General features: G+C 39.7%; 18 protein-coding genes. 4 read left to right on the top strand and 14 right to left on the bottom strand.

Going from position 1 to position 22,656, the window contains the following annotated elements:
- Positions 1-144: 144 nt before the first annotated feature.
- Positions 145-843 carry a GntR family transcriptional regulator gene (locus CTN07_RS04865; protein WP_005304568.1) on the top strand — a complete coding sequence of 233 codons (699 nt, stop codon included), beginning with the start codon at positions 145-147 and terminating at the stop codon, positions 841-843.
- A gap of 331 nt (positions 844-1,174) precedes the next feature.
- On the opposite strand, the gene CTN07_RS04860 is transcribed toward CTN07_RS04865, so the two are convergent.
- From CTN07_RS04860 to CTN07_RS04830, 7 genes are all read right to left on the bottom strand, one after another.
- Complete coding sequence (locus CTN07_RS04860) at positions 1,175-2,179, bottom strand: substrate-binding domain-containing protein (RefSeq protein ID WP_005304572.1); 1,005 nt, start codon at positions 2,177-2,179, stop codon at positions 1,175-1,177.
- Between the two features lie 186 nt (positions 2,180-2,365).
- Entirely contained in the window at positions 2,366-3,286 is a 921-nt protein-coding gene (gene rbsK / locus CTN07_RS04855; RefSeq protein ID WP_036765528.1) for a ribokinase, read from the bottom strand.
- Positions 3,287-3,465: 179 nt separating this feature from the next.
- Positions 3,466-4,344, bottom strand: a complete 879-nt coding sequence (gene rbsB, locus CTN07_RS04850) for a ribose ABC transporter substrate-binding protein RbsB (RefSeq protein ID WP_036765530.1) — start codon at positions 4,342-4,344, stop codon at positions 3,466-3,468.
- Positions 4,345-4,417: 73 nt separating this feature from the next.
- Positions 4,418-5,404, bottom strand: coding sequence for a ribose ABC transporter permease (gene rbsC, locus CTN07_RS04845; protein ID WP_005304582.1), 987 nt, complete (start codon positions 5,402-5,404; stop codon positions 4,418-4,420).
- Positions 5,401-6,906 carry a ribose ABC transporter ATP-binding protein RbsA gene (gene rbsA / locus CTN07_RS04840; RefSeq protein WP_005304585.1) on the bottom strand — a complete coding sequence of 502 codons (1,506 nt, stop codon included), beginning with the start codon at positions 6,904-6,906 and terminating at the stop codon, positions 5,401-5,403. The genes rbsC and rbsA overlap by 4 nt, the downstream gene beginning before the upstream one ends.
- Positions 6,907-6,965: 59 nt before the next feature.
- Positions 6,966-7,385 (bottom strand): D-ribose pyranase, encoded by a 420-nt coding sequence (gene rbsD / locus CTN07_RS04835; protein ID WP_036765533.1) that lies wholly within the window; start codon positions 7,383-7,385, stop codon positions 6,966-6,968.
- 622 nt (positions 7,386-8,007) lie between these two features.
- Positions 8,008-8,811, bottom strand: a complete 804-nt coding sequence (locus CTN07_RS04830; RefSeq protein WP_005304591.1) for a TOBE domain-containing protein — start codon at positions 8,809-8,811, stop codon at positions 8,008-8,010.
- A 299-nt stretch (positions 8,812-9,110) separates the two neighbouring features.
- On the opposite strand from CTN07_RS04830, the gene CTN07_RS04825 reads away from it, so the two are divergent.
- The gene (locus tag CTN07_RS04825) at positions 9,111-10,727 is read left to right on the top strand and encodes an NAD-dependent malic enzyme (RefSeq protein WP_005304593.1); all 1,617 of its coding nucleotides are present in this window, start codon (positions 9,111-9,113) and stop codon (positions 10,725-10,727) included.
- A 206-nt stretch (positions 10,728-10,933) separates the two neighbouring features.
- Here CTN07_RS04825 and rihA read toward each other — a convergent pair whose 3' ends face one another.
- Positions 10,934-11,872 (bottom strand): pyrimidine-specific ribonucleoside hydrolase RihA, encoded by a 939-nt coding sequence (gene rihA / locus CTN07_RS04820; RefSeq protein ID WP_005304596.1) that lies wholly within the window; start codon positions 11,870-11,872, stop codon positions 10,934-10,936.
- A 329-nt stretch (positions 11,873-12,201) separates the two neighbouring features.
- Between rihA and CTN07_RS04815 the strand changes: the two genes are divergently transcribed.
- Positions 12,202-12,960 carry a DmsC/YnfH family molybdoenzyme membrane anchor subunit gene (locus tag CTN07_RS04815; RefSeq protein ID WP_005304598.1) on the top strand — a complete coding sequence of 253 codons (759 nt, stop codon included), beginning with the start codon at positions 12,202-12,204 and terminating at the stop codon, positions 12,958-12,960.
- 777 nt (positions 12,961-13,737) lie between these two features.
- Here CTN07_RS04815 and arcC read toward each other — a convergent pair.
- Entirely contained in the window at positions 13,738-14,667 is a 930-nt protein-coding gene (gene arcC / locus CTN07_RS04810) for a carbamate kinase (RefSeq protein WP_036765535.1), read from the bottom strand.
- Positions 14,668-15,159: 492 nt separating this feature from the next.
- On the opposite strand from arcC, the gene CTN07_RS04805 reads away from it, so the two are divergent.
- Positions 15,160-15,846 (top strand): VC0807 family protein, encoded by a 687-nt coding sequence (locus tag CTN07_RS04805; RefSeq protein WP_005304603.1) that lies wholly within the window; start codon positions 15,160-15,162, stop codon positions 15,844-15,846.
- A 30-nt stretch (positions 15,847-15,876) separates the two neighbouring features.
- On the opposite strand, the gene CTN07_RS04800 is transcribed toward CTN07_RS04805, so the two are convergent.
- From CTN07_RS04800 to CTN07_RS04780, 5 genes are all read right to left on the bottom strand, one after another.
- Positions 15,877-16,167 (bottom strand): VanZ family protein, encoded by a 291-nt coding sequence (locus CTN07_RS04800; protein WP_225314520.1) that lies wholly within the window; start codon positions 16,165-16,167, stop codon positions 15,877-15,879.
- A 212-nt stretch (positions 16,168-16,379) separates the two neighbouring features.
- The gene (locus CTN07_RS04795) at positions 16,380-18,827 is read right to left on the bottom strand and encodes a molybdopterin guanine dinucleotide-containing S/N-oxide reductase (RefSeq protein ID WP_005304606.1); all 2,448 of its coding nucleotides are present in this window, start codon (positions 18,825-18,827) and stop codon (positions 16,380-16,382) included.
- A 21-nt stretch (positions 18,828-18,848) separates the two neighbouring features.
- Positions 18,849-19,943: a NapC/NirT family cytochrome c gene (locus CTN07_RS04790; RefSeq protein WP_005304609.1), complete on the bottom strand. Its 1,095-nt coding sequence runs from the start codon at positions 19,941-19,943 to the stop codon at positions 18,849-18,851.
- Between the two features lie 323 nt (positions 19,944-20,266).
- Positions 20,267-21,646, bottom strand: a complete 1,380-nt coding sequence (locus tag CTN07_RS04785) for an endonuclease/exonuclease/phosphatase family protein (protein WP_005304611.1) — start codon at positions 21,644-21,646, stop codon at positions 20,267-20,269.
- A gap of 197 nt (positions 21,647-21,843) precedes the next feature.
- Positions 21,844-22,455 (bottom strand): 2OG-Fe(II) oxygenase, encoded by a 612-nt coding sequence (locus CTN07_RS04780; protein WP_265414172.1) that lies wholly within the window; start codon positions 22,453-22,455, stop codon positions 21,844-21,846.
- Between the last annotated feature and the right edge of the window lie 201 nt (positions 22,456-22,656).

Raw genomic sequence — 22,656 nt, 5'->3', positions numbered from 1 at the left:
TTATTTCTTGAACGTGACGGTGTATATTTATAAAATGTGTTGAATAAATATAAGAATAAAATGTGACGCTGGTTCCAATTATGGTTTAGGTGTATCATCCGTTCATATTATATTAATACCAATTATAATGAGACTCAGGAAATAATGGCTAGCCTTGAGAAAGATAATTTTTCTACGATCAGTGATCGTGTCATGCACCAAATTAGAAATGATATTTTAAATGGCGAATTTGAGGCAGGGCAAAAACTAATATTGAGTGATCTTAAACAGCGTTATAACGTTGGCGGTTCACCGTTACGGGAAGCAATGGTCCAGCTTTCTTGGCAAAAATACGTTATTTTAAAACCGCAAAAGGGATTTTGGGTCGCTGATGTGTCTTTAGATGAATTAAAAAGCATTATTAAAGCGCGTTTAGCTATCGGAAATATGGCGTTATGTGAAGCGATGGAACATGGCGATGAAAAGTGGGAACTTAATATTTTAACGACATACCATAAGTTAAGCCGCCTAGATCCGAACTCACCAGATTTTACCCTGACTTTGTGGGAACGTCGCCATAAGGACTTTCATATGGCGCTTATATCATGCAAAGGCGCTGAGTTTGTCATGGGGTTAATGAGCACTATTTATGACCAGCAAGAGCGTTACCGTCATTTTCTTCTTGGCTCTAAGTTTACCCATGAAACGCAATACCATGATAATGGTGAACATGAGGCGATGATGAAGGCGGTACTAGATCGGAACTTGGATCTCGCATGTGAATTAGTTCGACAGCATACCGAAAAGCTCTATCAAGTGATTAAACAGGTTGGAAGTTTGCAAGCTTTAAATCCAACCAATTAAAAAAAGGCAGCCTGATTAATAATTAGGTTGCCTTTTTTATTGGGAAGGATATAAAGGGAATAACTTAGAATAAGTATTCTCCCGCCACATAGAAAATTATATAAAATAAAACAAATAAAATAAGAACAGTAATAGTATGACGAAGCCAAGGTATATTTTTCTTATTCTGTTGATTTTTGCTCATAATAGACAACTCTATCAATTGTTTTATTCTAAAATATAGCAATAAAATGCGATTAACAATGCTTTAATTGACAACATGTATTTGCATTTATGGTATTGTTCTCTCTTTGTCATATATTGATAGAATAGTTAATATATAACAAAGAGATTAATTGTTTTTAACTGTACTATTTCGAATTACAAGGGTAGGTTCCAATTGTATTATCTTGTTATCTACTCGCTTATTAATAATATTATCAAGCAATAAATCAATGGCTTGTTGCCCTAATCGGTATTTTGGCTGATGGATGGTGGTTAGAGAAGGCGTCATGTATTGAGCTAACTTTATATCATCGTAGCCAATAATGGACATGTCATTGGGTATTTGAATTTTATGTTTAAAAGCTGAACTAATTGCTCCCATAGCCATCATATCATTACAGATAAAAAGGGCGCTTGGTATGCTTTTTTGGACAATTAGTTTATCAAATGCTTCTTCTCCACCGTCACATTCGAAGTTTCCTTCAATAATCCACTCTTTCTTAATGGATAGGTGGTTCTCTTCCATAGCTTGAACGAACCCCGATAGGCGTTGTTGGGCAGTCATTTTATCTAGGGGGCCCGTAATACAGCCAATTTCTGTATGCCCTTGGTCAATTAAATGCTGCGTTGCTAAATAGCCACCATGATGAGAATTATCTTGAATTTTATCGCTAGGAAAGTTGGTTGGTCCCCAGTCCATGATAACGGTTGGGATCGGCTTGTGGCGGCCAAACAGATCATAATCATTTGGCTCAACTTCACTGCACATAATCAATAAGCCATCAACGCGCTTTTGTAGCAGCATATCAACATTGGAATGCATACGTTCAGTATCACCTTCCGTATTGCATAAAATAAGATTGTATCCTTTTTGGTAGCAGCGCCTTTCAACGCCTTTGACGACTTCACCAAAAAAAGGATTGGTAGAGGTGGTAACCAACATACCGATGGTGCTGGTTTGGTTGACTTTTAAACTTCGGGCAAGGGCAGAAGGGGCATAGTTGAGAACTTCGACAGCATTCATTACGCGCTGTGAAATCTCTTCGCTAACAAAACGAGTCTTATTTAATACGTGGCTGACAGTTGAAGTGGATACTCCAGCGTATTTGGCCACATCCTTGATTGTTGCCATTGTGATATCCTGCTGTTGAGCTTAATTGGTGACGTTGTCACTTTAAGTTTATGGTTAATCTTTATAAGAATGATTAGGCTAATTAATTAGAAGATGAAAAGATGTTACCAAACCTAGCAAATAAAGCTAATCCATTGTCTTTGCAAGGTTTGGTTACTAAGTTTACTTTTTCATTGTGGGGTGAGATTAGTTTTGTTGAGTTAAAAACAATTCAACGTCATTTCGGGTTGGAATTGATGTTTGAGCACCAAAGCGCGTCACTGATAGGGCCGCAGCTGCGTGAGCAAAACGAATAGCATCACGAAGTGGCATCTCTTCTTGTAATGCTGTAAGTAATGCGCCATTGAAGGTATCGCCAGCTGCTGTGGTGTCAATAGCCTTGACTCGGAAGCCTTCAACTTGTTCGCCATGACCATTTTGACTAATCCAAACACCTTTACTGCCTAATGTGATCATCACACGCTCAATGCCTTTTGCATGTAACGCTTCTGCGGCTTGTTGTGCTGAGTCCATATCAACAACTTTAATGCCAGTAAGAACTTCTGCTTCAGTTTCATTTGGGGTAATTAAATCAACACAAGCTAATAGTTCATCGGATAGTACTTTTGCAGGTGCCGGATTTAATACTACTTTTGTTCCAGCTGCTTTGGCCACTTTGGCCGCTTGTTCAATAGCACAAAGAGGGGTTTCAAGCTGCATTAATAGGGTATCTGCTTGCTCAATTAAGTGATGGTGAGGAGCCAGTTTTTCAGCGGTTAAGCAACCGTTGGCTTCGGCAGAAATACAGATACTATTTTCGCCCGTTGCTACCACTTGGATCATGGCAATTCCTGTTGGCATATTCTCTTCAATCATGACAGCTTCAACATTCATCCCTTCAGTTGCAAAAGCTTCACGCATTGAATGACCAAAACTATCATCACCAACACAAGCAATAAAAGCAATGTCGGCACCTAATCGAGCAGCGGCTACGGCTTGGTTTGCGCCTTTGCCACCAGGGATCACCGCATAACTGTTACCGTGTAGGGTCTCACCCGGACGAGGAAAAGAGGCAACTTGAAGGACGTGATCAGCATTAACACTACCTAAGACAACTAATTTATTCATATCAAAACCTTTTAATGAAGTATTACTCTTCACGCTAACGCCGTAATTGGGTTGAGGTGGATCAGTATAGAAAATATATGAGTTAAGTTTTTCACGATTAAGAAAAAGTTAAATTATATATTTTACTAATTGATTGATTTTATTAGGGCCTGCCATAAACAAGCCCTAATTGTAATGGATTATTGAGTGATAACTTTCAATGGAACAGGAATATTCTTCTCAACTGTTTCGCCTTTAAGCACTTTGGCTGCGGTTTCTACACCCAAAGAACCAATTAGATCCGGCTGTTGAGCAATAGTTGCGCCAAGTTTACCGCGTTTGGTTGCAGCAATACCGTCTTCTGTACCATCAAAGCCAACCACTAATACGTTTTTACCTGATGCTTGAATCGCACGAAGGGCACCAAGAGCCATTTCATCGTTTTGTGCAAATACCGCTTGTACATCTGGGTTAGCCGCTAACATGTTTTCCATAACGTTAAGACCTTTAGTTCGGTCAAAATCGGCAGGCTGACTTGCCAAAAGATCCATGTCGTATTTCTTAACCGCATCCATAAAACCTTGACCACGTTCACGCGCAGCAGAAGTGCCTGCAATACCTTCTAGCTGGATAACTTTGGCTTTTTGTCCTACTTTTTCCATAATGAACTTACCAGCCATTTCACCACCAGCAACGTTATCCGAGGCAATATGACTTACAACATCACCACGAGAAGCACCACGGTCGAGTGTTAGTACTGGGATTTTAGAGCGGTTTGCGATACGGATTGCATTTGATACCGCGTCAGAATCGGTTGGGTTAATCAAAATGGCTTTTACACCACGAACAGTAAGATCTTCAACGTTAGATAGCTCTTTACTTGGGTCATTTTGTGAATCCAATACGATCAACTCATAGCCTAACTCTTTCGCCTTTGCTTCAGCGCCATCTTTCATGGTGACAAAAAATGGGTTGTTAAGAGTTGAAACCACCATAGCCATAGTATCTTGTGCTGATGCTGTAGAGCTAAAAGAGGCTGAAATTAGGGCGGCTGAAATAAGCGTTGCTAGTTTATTCATGACATCATTCCTTTTCTGTTCGGTAAGTCGCTAGCCTTTAATATTTAACGACTTACCGTGTTCACGTCGTGGGTTACTTATTTTTGTTATCTACCAATACAGCAAGTAGGATGACAACCGCTTTTGCGATCATCTGGTAGTAAGATGAAACATCGAGTAGGTTTAGAGCGTTGTTTAAGAAGCCGATAATCAGTGCACCGATAAGCGTGCCCATAATTCGACCTTTACCTCCGGCTAGGCTTGTACCACCCAGAACAACCGCTGCAATCGCGTCCAGTTCGTAGCCCATACCAGCTGTTGGTTGAGCTGAAGATAGGCGAGAGGTAATAATGATACCGGCAAGCGCAGAGAGGAAACCACAGATTGCATAGACCCCGATTTTTACGCGATCTACATTGATGCCTGATAGACGAGTCGCTGATTCGTTACCACCAAGAGCATAAACATAGCGGCCAAAACGAGTATGGTTAAGTAGGTACCAAGCAGCAGCAAACACAATCACCATTAGCCAAATTGGCACCGGAATTCCCATCGCATAACCGGTACCAAACCAAGCAAAGCTATCGGCTACATCAGTAAAGCCTGTTGAGATAGGGCGACCATCGGTATACACCATGGTGACACCACGTAATAAGGTCATGGTAACCAGTGTGGCAATAAAGGCCTGCACTTTACCTTTTGCGATGATCACACCACTAATAGCACCTAAGATGGCACCCGCTAATAGGGCAGTAGGCACGGCAATGAGAACTGGTACTTCCATCGCAATTAAGGTTGCAGCAAAAGCACCACACAGAGCTAATACTGAACCAACACTGAGGTCGATGCCTGCGGTTAAAATAACCAGGGTCATACCAACTGCGATAATGGCGTTAACCGAGGTTTGGCGCAGAATGTTTAATATGTTGTCGACAGTAAAAAAGTTGGGGTTTAAAAACGAAACGACCACAATTAGGAAGATCAGGGCGATCAACGACTTTTGTTCAATAAGCCACTCTTTGGTAAACAGCTTATTGGAATTAGATTGAGCGTTATCTGCTTTCATTGTCTTGGTGCTCATGCTGCTACCTCATCAATACGTTTGCCTACTGCACAGGCTAAGAGTTTTTCTTGGTTGGCTTCTTCTGGGGTAAATTCACCGCTAATACGACCTTCATGCATCACCAAAATGCGATCACTCATGCCAAGTACTTCTGGCATTTCTGAGGACACTAAAATGATACTCATACCATCGGCTTTAAATTGGTTAATTAATTGATAAATCTCTTTTTTCGCACCAACATCTACCCCGCGAGTTGGTTCATCTAAGATTAAGACTTTCGGCTTGGTCATTAATCCTTTGGCAATGGCGACTTTTTGCTGATTACCGCCAGATAAATTACCAATGATCTGATCTCGAGTTGGTGTTTTGATATTAAATAAGCGAATGAAATCTTCGACCGCAATAACTTCTTGTTGTTGATCGATCTTGATACCATTTGACAGTTGCTCTAGGGCACAGAGCGACATATTTTCTTTGACTGAAAGGCCCAAAATTAAGCCATCGCCTTTACGATCTTCGGAGATATAAGCAATACCGTTGGCTAAACCATCTTGTGGTGAAATAGGGTTAATAATCTTGCCATCTAGGATCACATCTCCACTTTCTCGGGTGAGCGCTCCGTAAATCACTTTCATCAGTTCAGTACGTCCAGCTCCCATTAGGCCTGAAATTCCTAAGATTTCACCGCGATCTAGAGTAAAGCTCACATCATTGATACCAGAGCCAGTTAAGTTTTTGACTTCTAAACAGGTAGTGCCATGTTTTACTGCAATACGGGGATATTGCTCATCCAAACGACGGCCAACCATCATTTCAATCAGACCATCTTCATCGGTATCAGCAACACGACATTCACCAATGAATTTACCGTCACGAAGCACGGTAATATCATCACAAATTTCAAAAATCTCTTTTAATCGATGGGAGATATAAACAATACCGCAACCTTCACTACGTAATTCATTAATCACATTAAATAGCGACTCTGTCTCGGTATCTGTCAGTGCATCTGTTGGCTCGTCCATGATGATCACTTGAGATTTAAACGACAACGCTTTGGCAATTTCTACCATTTGTTGTTCACCAAGACTTAACTCACCAAGTAGTTGACGCGAGCTGTGCTTAACGTTTAAACGCTTGAGTAGCGCATCTGCTTCACGGTACATTTCTGCCCATTTGATGCCACCAAAGGCATTGGTTTTTTCTCGGCCTAGAAAGATATTTTCAGCAATGGTTAACTCAGGAATTAAGTTCAGCTCTTGGTGAATAATGCTGATCCCAGCTTCCTGTGAATGGCGAGGTCCATGAAAATGAACGGGTGCTCCTTGATAACGTACTTCGCCTGCATCTTTACTATAAATACCGGTTAGTACCTTCATCAGAGTGGATTTTCCCGCACCGTTTTCTCCCATTAATGCCATAACTCTGCCGGGGTAGACATTGAGGCAGGCGTTATCCAGAGCTTTTACACCAGGGAAGGCTTTTTCGATACCTTCAAGAGCGAGAATTGGCTGTGTCATAATGATTCCCTTGCTTGTTGAACGCAGAGCTTAATTTGGATTGTGATTAAGCCTGGGCGTTAAAACACGACACCAGATTGAAAGATGACATTGGCATAAGGGGTGCATTCACCCGAACGAACAACGGCTTTGCTCTCGTGAGTTTGCAGTTTAAATGCTTCGTGGCTGATGTAATTAACCTTGATTTGTTTGCCACATAGCGCTTCTTCTTCACGAATTAAAGCAATTAACGCTTCGTGTACGGTTGGATTGATCTGCGGTAATTCTTGGGCCAGTACAACACCTTCAATTTGCATCTCAGAGAGTATTGCTTTTACGGTTTCGATAAAACTTGGCGTTCCTGGTACAAGTGCAAGGTCGATACGTTGCGATGGATCAGGAATTGGCAAACCCGCATCACAAATCGTAATTTCGTCTGTGTGGCCTAAGGTTGAAACTAAGTAAGACAATTCAGAGTTAATCAGCGCACTCTTTTTCATGAGATAACCTTTTGTAGAGTTTTTATTATTTGATGTTTTCAGCGAATGTTTCTGTTTGAGAAAACACCATCGAAACGATTACGCAAACGTTTCGATGGCTGAAATGTAATCTTTTCTGTTATTGTTTGCAGCAAAGAGAGAGAAAAAGTGTGATGAATATCGGTAACAATATTGCCAAGGAGAATAATTATTTGGAGGTGATCACAGTTCAATAGTTATAGAATTCGACTTAATTAAATTGAAAACGTTGTTTAATTAATGAACTGTCAGTTATCTGTAAATTTACGCAAATATGAGGCGAAATCTTTGCTAACCAAAAAACAAAAACAGTATGATCGGTTCAGGTTTGAGTCAGGATAGGGATGTAGTTACAGGAATGGCGGTATCAATGCATAGCCTATGGTTTATTTCTTTATCCATAATTCCTATATCCATAGTATGTTTCCTCTATGGGTTGAGAATAAAGAAAAACAGTATTGCTGTGATAGCTATATTAGTTTTGCTGTTTATGGTAATGGTACTGATAACCTTGCAATATCAAGATTATCAGCATTTATCGCAGTGTGTACAAGAAGGAAAAACGTATCAGCCATTCACTGGTAGATGCGTTGAATAATGTGATTTAACAAAGGGTTGCGATAGTCACTTGGCTTGAGGCAAACAGGGCGTATAAAGGCATATCGATCTGTAATGATGTTGATGGTAATTGTTGGTTTTTGACCAGCGCACATACAGTAACATCACTGCTTAATGCCAATTCTAATTCGGTAAATTCTTTGTCTTGGCTAAAGGATATGAGTGTTCCAAGTAGCTGATTATCAAAATTTTTGCCTTTAGCTTCTATTTCTGATGGTAAACACACTTCAATAGAAGGACCTTTGATCAAGGCTACAGCATCTTTGCCTTCCATTAATTGTAAGCGGATTGTACTGCCGTGAGTAATGGTTGCGATCACTTGATGAATAGAATCTAACTCAATGGTGACAACATCATGTAGATCAAAGCGATCGACTTTGGATATATGACCAAATAGTTGATTTCGAGCACTGGTTTGTAGTGAGAATCGGCTCATTACACCCAGTAAGCTATCAAGAGGGGCATTATCATCACTGAGCGCTTTTAAGCCCATATCTTGAATTTTATCTAACAGCTCATACATTTGAATAACACGCTGTCCTAATCGTGTTAATTCTGCACCGCCACCACCTTTGCCACCTTTTTCACTATGAATGACCGGCCCCTCTGGGCGAGAGTTCATATCTTTTACTGCATCGAATGCTGCTTTATAGCTTAATCCTGCAACTTTAGCGCCTTGGCTAATGGAGCCTGTTTGAGCGATTGCTTTTAGGAGTGCAATTCGACGAGGATTAGCAAAGGTTTTGCCATTTTCAAACAGGGTTAGTTGGGCATCAAGCTTCATTGACATAGTAGATCACGATTATTTTTAACAGACTTCACATTATACGACTGAATAACCTTATGATCCAAAATGAAATAACGGTGTGGTTAAAGAATTAGCAGATTTACTCAAGAGAAACTGAGTTAATCGGTCGTTGTCACATTTTTATTACAATGAGAGGTCTATGATTTTTTTCTGACACTGAAAGTGATACCAATGGATATGATGAGATATTTCAATCCACTTGATAAGTTAAGTATCTGTTTTCATATTTATTTTATGCTTAATAATTCAATGTCATTATAAATCTATTATGGAGCGTGGTTATGACCGTTGGAAAATACCTGAGATGGAAAGATGAACAAGGCAATGCGTTTCGTCCTGTTTCGCTCACTGGCACCGAGTTACTGAATGATAGAACCCTCAATAAGAGTACCGCATTTACTTATGAAGAGCGTGAGGCATTTCAGTTAAACGGGTTATTACCACCTCGTGTTCAAACGTTTGAAGATCAGCTTAATCGTGTTTATGACGGTTTCCGCAGTGCCTCTACTGATATCGAGAAGTATCTCTTTTTACGTGCCTTACAAGATCGTAATGAAACACTTTTCTATGCGCTACTATCTCGACATGTTGAAGAGATGACGCCTATTATTTATACCCCAACGGTGGGCAAGGCGTGTCAGGAGTTTAGTCATCGTTATCAAAAAGCTAGAGGTCTTTACGTCACCGAAGACAATGTCAGTCAGATGGGTGAGATGGCTCGTCATTTTGCTGGTAAAGAGATCAAAATTATTGTTGCAACAGATAGCCAAGGTATTCTAGGTATTGGCGACCAAGGCGTTGGGGGTATGGGAATCCCAATTGGTAAGCTATCTCTTTATACTTTAGGTGCTGGTATTCACCCAGCTCACTGTTTACCTATCGCCTTAGATGTTGGAACGGATAATCAAGAGCTGCTCAATGATCCTATGTATTTAGGGATCCCTCGTAAACGTCTACGTGGTGAAGAATATAAACGCTTTATTAAACGATTTGTTAAACAGGTGAAACGTCATTTCCCGAAAGCGGTTTTGCAATGGGAAGATTTCAGTAAATCGAATGCTTTTGATAATCTCAGCGATTATGAAGATGTTTTACCTTCATTTAATGATGATATCCAAGGCACTGGTTCTGTTGTTCTTGCGGGTGTTCTTGGCGCATGCCGTATGAAGAAGGAGTCGTTGGTTGATCAAACCTTCGTTGTATATGGTGCTGGGGCTGGTGGTGTAGGTGTTGCCGATCAAATTTATGCGGGTTTACTAAAAGAAGGCTGTACCCACCAAGCGGCACGAGACAAAATCTTTATTCTAGATTCACAAGGTTTAGTGTTTGAAGATCGTGATGGCTTAGATGAGTATAAGAAACGCTATGCAAAATCGCGTGATATCGCTGAAGGTTGGCACACGGAAGAATTGGGTAAAGTAACCTTAACCGAACTTCTTAATAATTATCCGGTAACCGTATTACTTGGAACCAGTGGCATCGGTGGGGCGTTCAAAGCTGAGCATGTTCAAAAGATGATGGAATATACACCTCGTCCGATGATTTTCCCTTTGTCTAATCCAACGGCAAATTGTGAAGCGCTACCAGTAGATATTTATCAGTGGAGTGATGGACAAGCGATTGTCGCAACAGGCAGTCCATTTGGTAATGTGACTTATAATGGTTTTGAGTATCGTATTGGCCAAGGAAATAACGTGTTTATTTTCCCTGGGGTTGGTTTAGCATCCATTGTTTCAAAGACACAAAAAATCACTCTTGATATGTTTACAACCGCTTCTTATGCACTAGCTGAGTGTGTTACAGAAGATGATCTTGCCGAAGGCAGTGTTTACCCTCATATCCGAGATTTGAAATCTGTTTCTATTACCGTTGCAAAAGCGATCTTAAATCATATTTAAGCAACGGATCCAAATAGTTGTTTGCGCGGTCAAGATATCGAACATTTATTGGCGGAGCAAATGTGGGAACCCGTTTATTTACCTTATCGTCGAGTATAATTATTTTTTAATCTACTCTTAATCAGTTAATACGCCGCTGTTAGAAATATAACAGCGGCGTTCTTTTTATCGGTCTATTTTATTCTTTGGGAAAAAGAGGTGTAGTGCTATTTATTATAATGTTCTAATGACTCAACTAGCAGATCGACAAAACCTTCTCGATTAAGACTAAATAGCACTTTAGCGTTAGGCTTTTTATCTGTTACGTTATAGCGATCAACGACAGTCATACCTTGGGTATGTTCACCTTGGGTTTCAATACTGACATAACAGTCTTGGGCATCAAATAATTCAGGTTTTAATAGCCAAGCGATCGTACAAGGGTCATGCAAAGGGGCACCTTCAAACCCCCATTTTGGATTCCGATGATAAATCATAAAGAAGTCGAGTAATTCTGCGACACATTGAGCTATAGAATTTGGAATGGCACGGATTCGCTCAATATCTTGATCCATAATTTGCGCTTGGTGGGTGACATCTAAGCCACACATTACAATTGGAATTCCAGACTTAAATACGATATCAGCAGCTTCTGGATCAACAAAAATATTAAACTCAGCCGCTGGAGACCAATTCCCCACACCTGCCGCACCTCCCATTAAAACAATTTGTTTAATTTTACGGTGTAGATGAGGGTAAGCGCTTAAAAAAATCGCGATGTTGGTCAAAGGGCCTGTGGGAACAAGAGTTATTGGTTCTGAAGATTCTTGTAAGGTTTTTGCTATTAATTCAAATGCAGTAAGTGATGAAGCTTTACATTTAGTATCAGGGAGTTCTGGTCCATCTAATCCTGACTCGCCATGGACATCAGGAGCAATGATTAAATCTCGTGATAACGGCTTTTTAGCTCCACCTGCAACTTCAATATCAGTACGGTTTAACAGAGTTAATATTCGTAACGCATTGTTAAGTGTTTTATCTGGAGTTTGATTGCCTGCACTGGTTGTCACGGCTTTAACATCTAATTCGTGACGGCTTAACGCTAAAATAAGAGCAATGGCATCATCATGACCAGGATCGCAATCGCAAATAATAGGTAACAACATAGGGTTCTCCATTAAACCATTATGGTAATAAATATCTCCAATGTAGCATTTAAAAATAGAGGATTATGTTAATCCCATCATAGGGTTTTATTTCTATAACGTCTTTTTGAGCACTCTATATTTAAAGTCATTGCTTGGTGTACCAGCCACTCATACTTACTAGATTAGGTATTTCGACGCTACTTGAGTATAGATTGCACCATTAACAGAATACTTCCTTGGTGGTAAAACTTCTCATTTAGCTTGAATTTGGGCACAATACGCCGCATTAAAAAGTCGCTAATGGCATTAGCATAAATTAAGAAAACAAACCTTAGGAGCATTAGGTTATGTTATGGTCTGATTGGCCGTTATTGTTGTCGAGTGTGCTAGCTCAATTAGCAATAGGTGCATTTTTATTTTTAGGTGGCGCGATCTTAACCGGTAAGCTCTGCTTTGGGCAAAATGATCGTGTTCAACGCACGTTACCTGGACTTTGGTTCCTTTTATTCGCTTCATTAGTGATTCGTGAAGTGACATTGATGTTCTCCCAAACCTATGTAGCAAAGCCGATTGGTACAGAAACTCTGTTTGCGATTTCTTTTTTTGCCTTGGCATTAACGTACTGGTTTGCAGAAAAGCAGCTAATGGGAAATGATACCGCGCGTAAGATATTATTAAGTTGTGCGATTTTTATGGGATGCGCATACTTTGTTGTTGGTATTATGCTTCGTAGTAACCATTTATTAGTTGCAATGCATTTTGTGGCCACAACTTTATGCGGCGGAGCGTTATTAGCACATGCTCTTTTGGTGAAAGCTGAACATAAAGTCACAGAGTTTAATACATGGCTTCCGTTTATTGGTGCTGGTATTGCATTGCTATGTTTAGTATTGGGTATACCACAACTTGGTGATTTAGCTACACAAGCTAACCAAGGCGAACTCGGTCCATTTGTCGCTCAAGTGATCAGTCTTGGGTTATTGATAGCGGCTGTAGGTGTTTGGTTTATGCCTTTGTTAACCAAATCTAAGCCTGTTTGGAATGTCATGGCATTTGCTATTTTTCTGATCTTTTTATCTTCTTATGGCGCTGCTGTAGGGTATTAAAATCCCTTTTTGTTAGACAATTAGTCCCTTATTTTAACTAAAAACCACTTTACTATTATGGGGTGGTTTTTTAGTTATATGTGAATGCTCATCTGTTATTGATCAAACGCCCACTAATCTCTTCTAGTAAAAATACTTTTTGCATATTTTCGTAAAGTTGTTCTAAAAAAGAAATATTACTGTTGTTAATTTCATCAAAAAAGACATGAGTAAGACTTTTTATCGCCACTTTGTTCTATATTGGTTATATGACAAACAGATTGTTATTCTAGGTGCAACAATCTGTTTGTTAATGAGTATTTATCTCACTAGATGAAACACGTAAAGTAGAGAAATCGCTGAGAAGTATGATTATGAGTAATCGACTTCATTGTCATTTTGAGTGTTGTCATTTGGTTATGAAAAAGATTGTAACGCGCATTGCGATGATTTTGATAACACTGCTAGGGACGATTGTTGTTCCAGCCTATATTGGTTACCAATTATCGGAATGTATAACGATTTTTTCGACATAGATTTATTCATTGCCGATAATTACCATTGAGTTAATGGTATAAAATTTTGTGAGCTAGAAGGGATGAGTAACTTGTGATGGAATCAGTGGCAACACTGAGAATTGGCTCAGCCTCCAAGAAGAGTGGGGGCTTTTTTTTGGTTTGTATTCGAATGATGTTTTATTCTTAGTGACAAATTGAAAAGCGCAGCAATGAAGTATAGTGTTTCTAGCTGAAACCGACATAACTGCGCTTTATTAAGGCGTGACTCGCTTACCTAGGATTAGTAATAGATAATACCTTCGCCTTGGGTAATTAGAGTTCCAGCTTCATTAACGATAATTTTATCAAGTTCAAACAGCGAACCAATAGCAGCATTGCCGCGACCTGAGTTCACAAACTGACATACAGCATCGATCTTAGGACCCATTGAGCCAGCAGGGAAATTAAATTCAGATAAACCTGCTGGAGTTGCACGACGCATTTCAGCTTGATCTTCTTTGCCGTAGTTTTTATAAACAGAACCATCAGTCAGAATAATAAAGAGATCAGCATTGATCTTTTCTGCAAGAAGCTCGGCAGTAAGATCTTTATCAATTACGCATTCAACCCCAGAGCTTGTACCATTTTCAAAGCAAACAGGTACGCCACCACCACCACATGCAATAACAACATTATCTGCTTTTACCAGTGTCTCAATTTGTTTTAATTCGACAATATCTGTTGGTTTTGGCGATGGAACTACGCGGCGGTAGTATTGACCATCTTCTTTGAAAATTTTATCGCTGGTTTGCATGATCTCTGTTGCACTTTCTTTTGTGTAAACTGGACCGACAAACTTTGTTGGGTTTGCAAACGCACTGTCTTCTCGGCTTACTACTGTTTGAGTTATGAGTGTTGCCACCGATAGTTCGGTATCAATATTTCGTAACTCTTGCTGCAGCATATAACCAACCATACCGCATGTTTGTGAACCTAATACATCCATAGGATAAGGTGTAGTTTCAGGAGAGTATTCTTGATATGCGGCGTTTTGTTCCATCAGTAGGCCAACTTGAGGCCCATTACCATGGACTATAATGATTTCGTTATCTTTAGCGATAGACGCAATACTTGCTGCGGCTTTTCTTATGTTATCTCTTTGATTTTCTGCTGTTAATGCTTGCCCGCGAGCGAGTAGGGCGTTGCCACCTAATGCTAAAACTATGCGCATGATCGTATCTCCATATAAATTTAATTTATCCCCCAAAAAATTGGCTTTTGAGGACAACACTCTTTTGGTGTATGTGGGGCAGAATATAGTTTTAGTTGTAACGGATATGTGATTTAAGTCGTAACTTTTTATATAAAAGAATTAGATGCTATTGATGATACAACTATATAATTTGCCTAAATATTCTGGATGAATAATAGATTTAAGGAGTGTTGCCTTAGTTGCGAAATATTGATTCTATGTAAATGAATAAGTTTCCTTCGTTAACACCAAAATAAATGATGCGATAATGTTATCAAGGTCACATTTATTTACATTTCATATTAATGGCATAGACTTTAGATTATGAAGCAAGTTTAATTCGCACCTAGTGATAGAGCACAGTTAGCATGTAATAGTTTGTAACTATATTACGCTTTACAGTGAACTTGCAGGTATCACACTATACCCAAGTGACTTTAAGAGACAGGATTCAGAGAATAACAATTTATTATGACTGAAAAGAAAAACAGCCCACTTAGTGAGATTATTTTCAATGTAATCGTACCGTCGGTTATTTTGATGAAATTCAGCGGTGAACAGGACCTTGGTGCGGTAGGTGCTTTGCTGGTTGCCCTCGCTTTCCCTATTGCTTTTGGCGGTTATGAACTGATCCGCTATAAAAAATATAACTTCATTTCGCTACTGGGTATCGTGAGTGTTTTGATGACAGGTGGTATTGGTTTATTAGAGTTAGACAACAAGTGGTTGGCTATCAAAGAAGCCTTTATTCCTGGTGTGATTGGTCTTGTTGTATTGGGTTCGAGCTTCACTCGATATCCTATCGTTAAGAAGATGATTTTAAATGATACCGTATTGAATCTAGAGACCATTAAAACACGTTTATCAGAAGTGAATAAAGAAGCTGAATTTGATCGTTGTTTGACGGTTTCCAATTATCTATTTGCTAGTACATTCGTATTTTCGTCAGTAATGAATTATGTACTTGCTAAGATGATAGTAACCAGCCCTACGGGTACTGAAGCATTTAATGAAGAACTTGGCCGCTTAACTCTTCTAAGTTACCCAATGATCGCTATTCCATCAATGTTGATGATGTTTGGTATTTTCTATTTTGTGTGGCGTCAAATTCGCTCAATGACGCAATTAGAAACGAGCCAGATCTTTAACGCAAAATAATCTGACTCAGATTGAACTGGAAAGTCGCTGTTATTTCAGCGACTTTTTTATGATTTGTGCAACAATAAATCCGGTAATCAAGCCACCTGTATTAGCCGCAAGATCAAGCCATTCACCATAGCGATTGACATAAGGTTGAATGAGCTCTATTGCGCCACTCCATGCTACAAAAAATAGTCCTATCATCCACCAGTTCTTAGGCTTTTTGAGGCCTACTGCAAACATCAAAGCTCCATAAGCAATAAAGTGATGGGTTTTGTCGGTTCCTGGCACGGCGGGTAACTCTGCTTGAGGTAGCAATGAGAGTAAGGTTATCGTCATTAGAATTAGAACTGTGATGGGTTTCCAGTAGCACTCTATATGGCTGAAAATTGATTTTATGATGTTTTTCATAGTGTTGATACTATAGATTTTTGATTTAAATACTTGGAGTTAGTATATCTTAAGTTATCAAAAATAAAAAAATCCCAGCAAATAAGTTAGTGCTGGGATTGGATTTAATGGTGCCGTGAACGAGTTTTTACGCTAAATCGTTACGCATTTTGAGGCGGAGTAAATGCTTCAAGAGGTAGAACTGGGCCAGTATATTTCTCTATCTTAACGACTGATGAGTTACCAGCACAGCCGTTTGCTAAACGAGATGTTGGAATATCACCCGTTAATACATTACACCCACCGTTTCGGCAGATACCAGTTGTTGGATCTAGATCTGGCCATGCACCTTCATGGATACACACCGAGCCTTTTTTAATGCCATTGGTAACTAATGCTCCTACTAAGACTTGTCCTCGATGGTTATAAGCTCGAACCAGATCGCCAGTCTTTATGCCAAAGGTTTTAGCATCTTCTGGATTAATCCAAATTGGTTCTCTGTTCGCTATGGCATAATTTTCACGCAGGTGAGCGTAGTTAAGCTGACTGTGAAGACGGTCTGTCGCATGTGACGTCATTAGCTGCATCTCGCCATCTTTAGCATTCCCAACCCATTCATTTGGTTCTAACCAAGTTGGGTGCGGAGGGCAATCTGGGTAGTTGTAGCCATCAATGGTTTGTGAGTAGATTTCAATCTTACCACTAGGTGTACCCAAAGGATTCATTATTGGGTTATCACGAAATGCTTGGTAGCGTACAAACTTAGCGTTGTTGGTATTCCATTTCATTTCTATCAGTTTGTTTTGCTTCCAAAAATATGAAAAGTTTGGCATGGCAATGCGATTTTGACGACCAATGGCTTGAGCTTCTTTGTAGAAACCATTTAACCATTCCATCTCAGTTTTGTTTTCAGTAAATACAGCACGACCACCAGGTTTTAGTAATTCTGCCATGTCTGCGAAAACATCGAAATCATTACGAGATTCAAATTGTGGTGGCACAACCTGTTTCATTGGCACTAAGTGCTGGTTACTGTAGTCGCCTGTCATGGTGAGATCGTTGCGTTCAAATGAGGTTGTAATTGGTAGTACGATATCGGCATGTTTGGCTGCTGCTGTCCAATATGGTTCAGAGATCACAATTAACTCTGGTTTTTGCCATGCTTGAATCAGACGATTCGTTTCTTGATGGTGAGTGAAGTTTGCACCGCCAGCCCACCATATCATTTTAATCTCAGGGAAGGTTCTTTCGTGACCATTGTGCTGATAGGTTTGTCCTGGATTCTCTAATGCTTCAACGATACGGGCTACTGGAAAGCTGTTTATGGCACCTGATATTGCCCAGTCATTACCTGCTGACGATGCTCCGTCAATGGCAGCAGAGATAGCTGGAAGTACACCGGCATCGCGAGTTGGGTTTCCGCCATTAGAGTAATGGTAAGAGAAACCGAAACCGCCACCAGGTAAACCAATTTGGCCTAACATTGAAGCAAGTGTAACAAGCATCCAGTGGCGTTGTTCACCATATTGTTGACGCTGCATTCCCCAACCCGCCATGAGCATAGTTCGGTTTTTGCTAAACATCTCCGCTAAAATCTCAAGCTGTTTAGCAGGTACGCCACAAATTTGTTCAGCCCATTGTGGTGTTTTGGTTACACCATCGCTTTTGCCAAGAAGATAAGCTTCAAATTTATCGTAACCTGTTGTGTATTTGTTGATGAAGGCGACATCATGCTGTTTTTTGTCGACTAAAGCGTAAGCAATACCTAGCATCATCGCCACATCGGTACTTGGGTGAGGTGCGATCCACTGTACATTATCACCGAAGAATTCGATGGTTTCTGAGCGCATAGGATCGATAGCGATAATGGTTTTATTGGATTTTTTAAGCTGGTGGAAAAACTCAAGACCTGAGCAATCGGATGAGCTCCATGCGATTTTTAAGGTATTCAGTGGGTTTAAGCCCCAAAGTACAACAACATCACTATTTTCCATTACAACTGGAAATGTAGTTTGTTGTTCATATACCTCAATTGAGCCAACTACGTGGGGCATGATAACTTGCGCCGCACCTGTCGAATAATCACCCAAATGGCCAGAGTAACCGCCCGCCATACTCATGTAGCGCTGTAATAAGGTTTGTGCTTTATGGAGTACACCGCTTGAACGCCAGCCATAAGATCCAGCAAATACCGACTCAGCTCCATAGGTGGTACGGATTCGTTGATGTTGTTGATGAATGAGTTGTAGAGCTTGCTCCCAACTTACTCGAACAAATTCATCTTTGCCTCTTAGGCCCTGAGGTGCGCTAGGGTTTTCTAAAAATCCTTTACGAACCATAGGATATTTAACGCGGGCTTTTGTATGAACTTGATCTTTAGCTGTTGTTTGCAAACTATTTGCAACTGTTTGGGGTAGAGCGTTGGTAGAAGAGATAATTTTTCCATTCTCTACGGTGACCATAACCGGTCCCCAACGAGTCGAACTCAATATTGCGCTTGTTGCTTTTTCTTCGGCCCATGCAGGAAGAGCAGTAATATTTGAAATAGCTAAAGCACCTGCAGATGCACTAGCGCCTTTTAAAAAGCTACGGCGTGATAATGATGTCATAAGATAATCCTTTTCCTGCAATTAATGACCAACAACATCTTTAGCGTTGTACTGGAAGTATTTGGTTAAGATTTCAAGATCTTCAGCCGAGATTGAAGTACGATCTCCCATACTCTTAGCCACTGATGGCCAAGCATTAACGGTAAAGTGATTTGCAGGGATCTTGGCGTGACAGGTCGAACAATATACGTTGTCGAGTTGTTCTGCGTAACTCCAAAGAGGTTTTTGGCTATCAAGTACTGGGCTATCGATTTTGGTTGTTAATGATGCTGTACGCCAGTTATTGCCGTAACTATCCGTAACAAATTTACCTGTTTTCAGCTCTTTCTCACCACTATCAGATAAAGTTGCGATGATTGCACGTTGACCTTGTCCCATATAAAGAACTTGTTCGGCACCTTGCATTTGGTAGCCAGAAAGCTCAATTGTACGTTTATTTTGATCGTCTTTAAGCACTTTGAGTGGGGTTGCTGGATTAATAGAACCTAGATCACCCATAGCAATTGTTTGAATTGGATAAACAAATTCAGCACCACTTCGTGTCTGTTTGGCTTGCTCTAAGAGATGATTAAGCGCACTTGAATCCATCTTGGTTTCAGGGAGAAGGTGAGCGACACCTTTATGGCAATCAATACAAGTTTGATCGTTTTCTATACCGTATTTATGCATCTTTTGAGCTTCTTCTGATTGCTCATAAGTTTCCATAGCTTCTTCATTATGGCAGCTACGACAAGTCGCTGAATCATTGGCACGCATTTGTGCCCATACTGTTTCTGCTAATTCAGCTCGATGTTCTTCGTATTTTTCAGGAGTATCAATTTTGCCTGTGATAAATTCGTGGTAGATATCTTTTGTCGCACGCAGTTTAGTTAGAAGATAGTCTTTGGTATCGGTAGGGATGTGGCAATCTGCACACTGAGCTTGGATACCTTTGCTATTACTGAAGTGAACGGAGCCTTGATACTCTTTATAAGGCGTTTCCATGGTATGACATGATAAACAAAATTCGGTACTAGAGGTTTTTTCTAAAACGTAGTGGGTACCGCCTAGGGTTAACCATCCAATTCCTATGCCTGCTGCAACAAGAACTGCGACGGTGGTTTTTTTAATTTTCATGATGTGCTCACATATCCATTGTATCTAAATACATAACTATTTAGTGGTATATCTAAATTAGCCATATAGATAATGTGAGTAATTGACGTGCCGCAATATTTTGAAATATTAATTAATAAAATTACATAAATTGTGATTAATATTTCATTATATTAATGTATTAAGAGGGTTTAGTAGATTTATATTCCATATGATGCTTATTTATCTGGCATATAAATAGTGGTGCCATAGAGCATTTGAAATGACGTTACGTAAAGTGGTATTACGTAAAAAGCTCAGCAAAATGCCGAGCTTTATTAGGTAGTTCGATTGAAGCTGAGGTATTAGAGTTGAGCTTTAATCCAAACCATACGGTGATCGGAAGAGATAGATTTACCGTTGCCATAACCAATGCGCGAATCATTCATCAGTAAATGTCCCGACTCGTTTTCTGCTGGCCAATATACTGCAGAATCAATGATTGCTAAGTTTTCAGAAGGAATCGCATGGTCAACGCGTAAACCAAACGTACTGGTCAAACGATTTGGATACGGGTTATCTTGGCGGCATTCTTTACTTGGGTAGCAGTTTTCTGCCCCAAAACTGGTCGGAACGTATGTGCCAATAGTTGCTTCTTGATTAACTCTATGATGTTTTAGTAGTGAATCAATAGTACCTGTAAAGCCATCCCCAGCAAGTGGATCTGCATTTAAATCGCCAACAATAACAAACTTAGCATTCTGTGCTAGACCACCATGCTGACCATTATCGTCATAAATAAAACTCTGACCACTGATGTATTCGTGCCAAAACTGAATTTCATCGCGATTCTTCATCTTGTTGTTTTGAGTAACAGTGTCGAACACAGGTGGAGTAGGGTGAGACATTAGAATATGAATGGTCTCTTCACCATTTGGTGTTTGCACAATCACAGGAGCATCTACGTGGTTTTTAGATGATAATAGAACCTGATCCCATTCTTCTGGGGTGTACCAATTATCACCACAACTCATACCCGCAGGGATAGCATTTTTAGGATCATTACAGTTAGTGATAATTGGATTTTCAGCTGTTGGTAAATCTTTCCATTTAAAGTTTTGGAACGTGCGAGTGTTAGCCGTGTCAATTTTGTATTTTGACATAAGTGCAAATGCATATTGGCCATGATAAGTACCAAATCCCCACGCATCGTTAGGGCCACTATTTACTTTACCGTCATTATTAAGGTCTAAGCCACTCATCTTACCCGTATTGGTAGCATAAGATTCAAAATACGGATAATGGATAGGCTCTAATTTATCGCCACCATCAATGCTATTAGGGCTTTGTGCTACCGATAAGTAGTTATCTTGGAATCCTTTAAGCGCTGCTTTATTTTCACCAATACCATCATTGTTAAATTCTGCTAATAAGATGATATCTGGGCGTTTTGTCTGAATAATTGCTGCAACGTTTCGGATTTGAATCACTTTTTCAGCCAGTGTTTTATCTGTTCCATTCAAGGTGTTTGCAATGAAACCGTCAACAAGCTCTTGTTGTTTCGCTGGAGAAATTTGCATTTCAGTGACTAACTGTTCAAAAGTCTTACGATCAAAAGATAAGTTAAAAGTAGCGATAGAGACTTGAGAAGATGTTGGGTCAGTAAAGATATTGTTGTCACTATTACAACCAGCTAGTAAGGCTGTAGATATGGCAGCTGCCGCAATTGTTTTGATAATTTTCATAGTAGCGCTCAATTATTTGGGAAAAGTGTCACAGTGTTGATGGTGGGCATTATAAAAAAGCGCTAAAAAATAAGAGTGATCAATAGCTCATAAATATGTAATACAATCGTTTGCTTTCTGGTTTTAATGCAAAATACTGACTCAAGATCACAGTACTTAGGTAGTTGTATTATCTACCTAAGTATCAATAAGATTATTTATTGTGCTATATCAAGTTGGTTATCTTTAACTCCGTTGATACGAAACCAACCTGCAATACTAAATCGCTCGGCATTTGTGGGTAGCACTTCATGAGGAAATTTTTCAGATAGAAAAATAAACAATCGACCTGATTTAGGTGCGATGGTTGTAATTTTTTGATCATTTAAGTCATAGACCACAAGTTCACCGCCATCTTCAGGGCTCCAACTCTCATTCATATAAAAAACAGTGGTGAGTCGGCGGTTCTCATTGCCTTTAAAACAGTCGAGATGTTTCTGATAAAAATCACCTTGTTCATATTTAGCGAAATGCGCTTCATACTCAAACAATCCTAAAAAGAAATTCTGATTGACCTCTCGGCGAATAACTTCCATACGCTCGAGGTAATCTTGAATCGGCCAACCTTGCTCTGGAGTTAACCATTGAATTTTGTCACTTCGGATAGACGATTCTCGCATTATTTCATCATTACGACCGATACGTGCTTTTTTCCAATTGTCAGGGATACACTGTCGTAGGTGCTCAACCTGTTCGTTGTTTAAAAAATCATCCCACAGGAAATAACCTTCAGTTGCAAGAGCGTCGAGCATTTTATCGATTTTATTCATTATTTTTGTGCCATTTATGATTGTTTTTTTGCGTGTTATAAAAGTCTTGTAGCACGTTAACAAATCAAAATTTTTATTGTTGAGATGAAAAAAATAATGCAAATAAAATCATTTTAAATCAGTAGATTAAGAGGGTGCTTTATTGAAATGCTTAATGGGTATAAGATAAATATCCAGTTATTAAGGAAGAAATAAAAGAAA

Source organism: Photobacterium damselae (assembly GCF_003026815.1).
GTDB classification, from domain to species: domain Bacteria; phylum Pseudomonadota; class Gammaproteobacteria; order Enterobacterales; family Vibrionaceae; genus Photobacterium; species Photobacterium damselae.
The sequence above is the reverse complement of the archived record's forward strand: the minus strand, read 5'-3'. Positions and strand labels throughout refer to the sequence as shown.

What these genes read in the sequence shown, in the direction of transcription:
- CTN07_RS04800 (WP_225314520.1), bottom strand. Translation starts at nt 16,167, where the DNA reads ATGACGATAACCTTACTCTCATTGCTACCTCAAGCAGAGTTACCCGCC.
- CTN07_RS04780 (WP_265414172.1), bottom strand. Translation starts at nt 22,455, where the DNA reads ATGAATAAAATCGATAAAATGCTCGACGCTCTTGCAACTGAAGGTTAT.
- rbsC (WP_005304582.1), bottom strand. Translation starts at nt 5,404, where the DNA reads ATGAGCACCAAGACAATGAAAGCAGATAACGCTCAATCTAATTCCAAT.
- CTN07_RS04865 (WP_005304568.1), top strand. Translation starts at nt 145, where the DNA reads ATGGCTAGCCTTGAGAAAGATAATTTTTCTACGATCAGTGATCGTGTC.
- rbsB (WP_036765530.1), bottom strand. Translation starts at nt 4,344, where the DNA reads ATGAATAAACTAGCAACGCTTATTTCAGCCGCCCTAATTTCAGCCTCT.
- CTN07_RS04860 (WP_005304572.1), bottom strand. Translation starts at nt 2,179, where the DNA reads ATGGCAACAATCAAGGATGTGGCCAAATACGCTGGAGTATCCACTTCA.
- CTN07_RS04805 (WP_005304603.1), top strand. Translation starts at nt 15,160, where the DNA reads ATGACTGAAAAGAAAAACAGCCCACTTAGTGAGATTATTTTCAATGTA.
- CTN07_RS04825 (WP_005304593.1), top strand. Translation starts at nt 9,111, where the DNA reads ATGACCGTTGGAAAATACCTGAGATGGAAAGATGAACAAGGCAATGCG.
- CTN07_RS04795 (WP_005304606.1), bottom strand. Translation starts at nt 18,827, where the DNA reads ATGACATCATTATCACGCCGTAGCTTTTTAAAAGGCGCTAGTGCATCT.
- CTN07_RS04790 (WP_005304609.1), bottom strand. Translation starts at nt 19,943, where the DNA reads ATGAAAATTAAAAAAACCACCGTCGCAGTTCTTGTTGCAGCAGGCATA.
- CTN07_RS04815 (WP_005304598.1), top strand. Translation starts at nt 12,202, where the DNA reads ATGTTATGGTCTGATTGGCCGTTATTGTTGTCGAGTGTGCTAGCTCAA.
- rbsD (WP_036765533.1), bottom strand. Translation starts at nt 7,385, where the DNA reads ATGAAAAAGAGTGCGCTGATTAACTCTGAATTGTCTTACTTAGTTTCA.
- rbsA (WP_005304585.1), bottom strand. Translation starts at nt 6,906, where the DNA reads ATGACACAGCCAATTCTCGCTCTTGAAGGTATCGAAAAAGCCTTCCCT.
- rbsK (WP_036765528.1), bottom strand. Translation starts at nt 3,286, where the DNA reads ATGAATAAATTAGTTGTCTTAGGTAGTGTTAATGCTGATCACGTCCTT.
- CTN07_RS04830 (WP_005304591.1), bottom strand. Translation starts at nt 8,811, where the DNA reads ATGTCAATGAAGCTTGATGCCCAACTAACCCTGTTTGAAAATGGCAAA.
- arcC (WP_036765535.1), bottom strand. Translation starts at nt 14,667, where the DNA reads ATGCGCATAGTTTTAGCATTAGGTGGCAACGCCCTACTCGCTCGCGGG.
- CTN07_RS04785 (WP_005304611.1), bottom strand. Translation starts at nt 21,646, where the DNA reads ATGAAAATTATCAAAACAATTGCGGCAGCTGCCATATCTACAGCCTTA.
- rihA (WP_005304596.1), bottom strand. Translation starts at nt 11,872, where the DNA reads ATGTTGTTACCTATTATTTGCGATTGCGATCCTGGTCATGATGATGCC.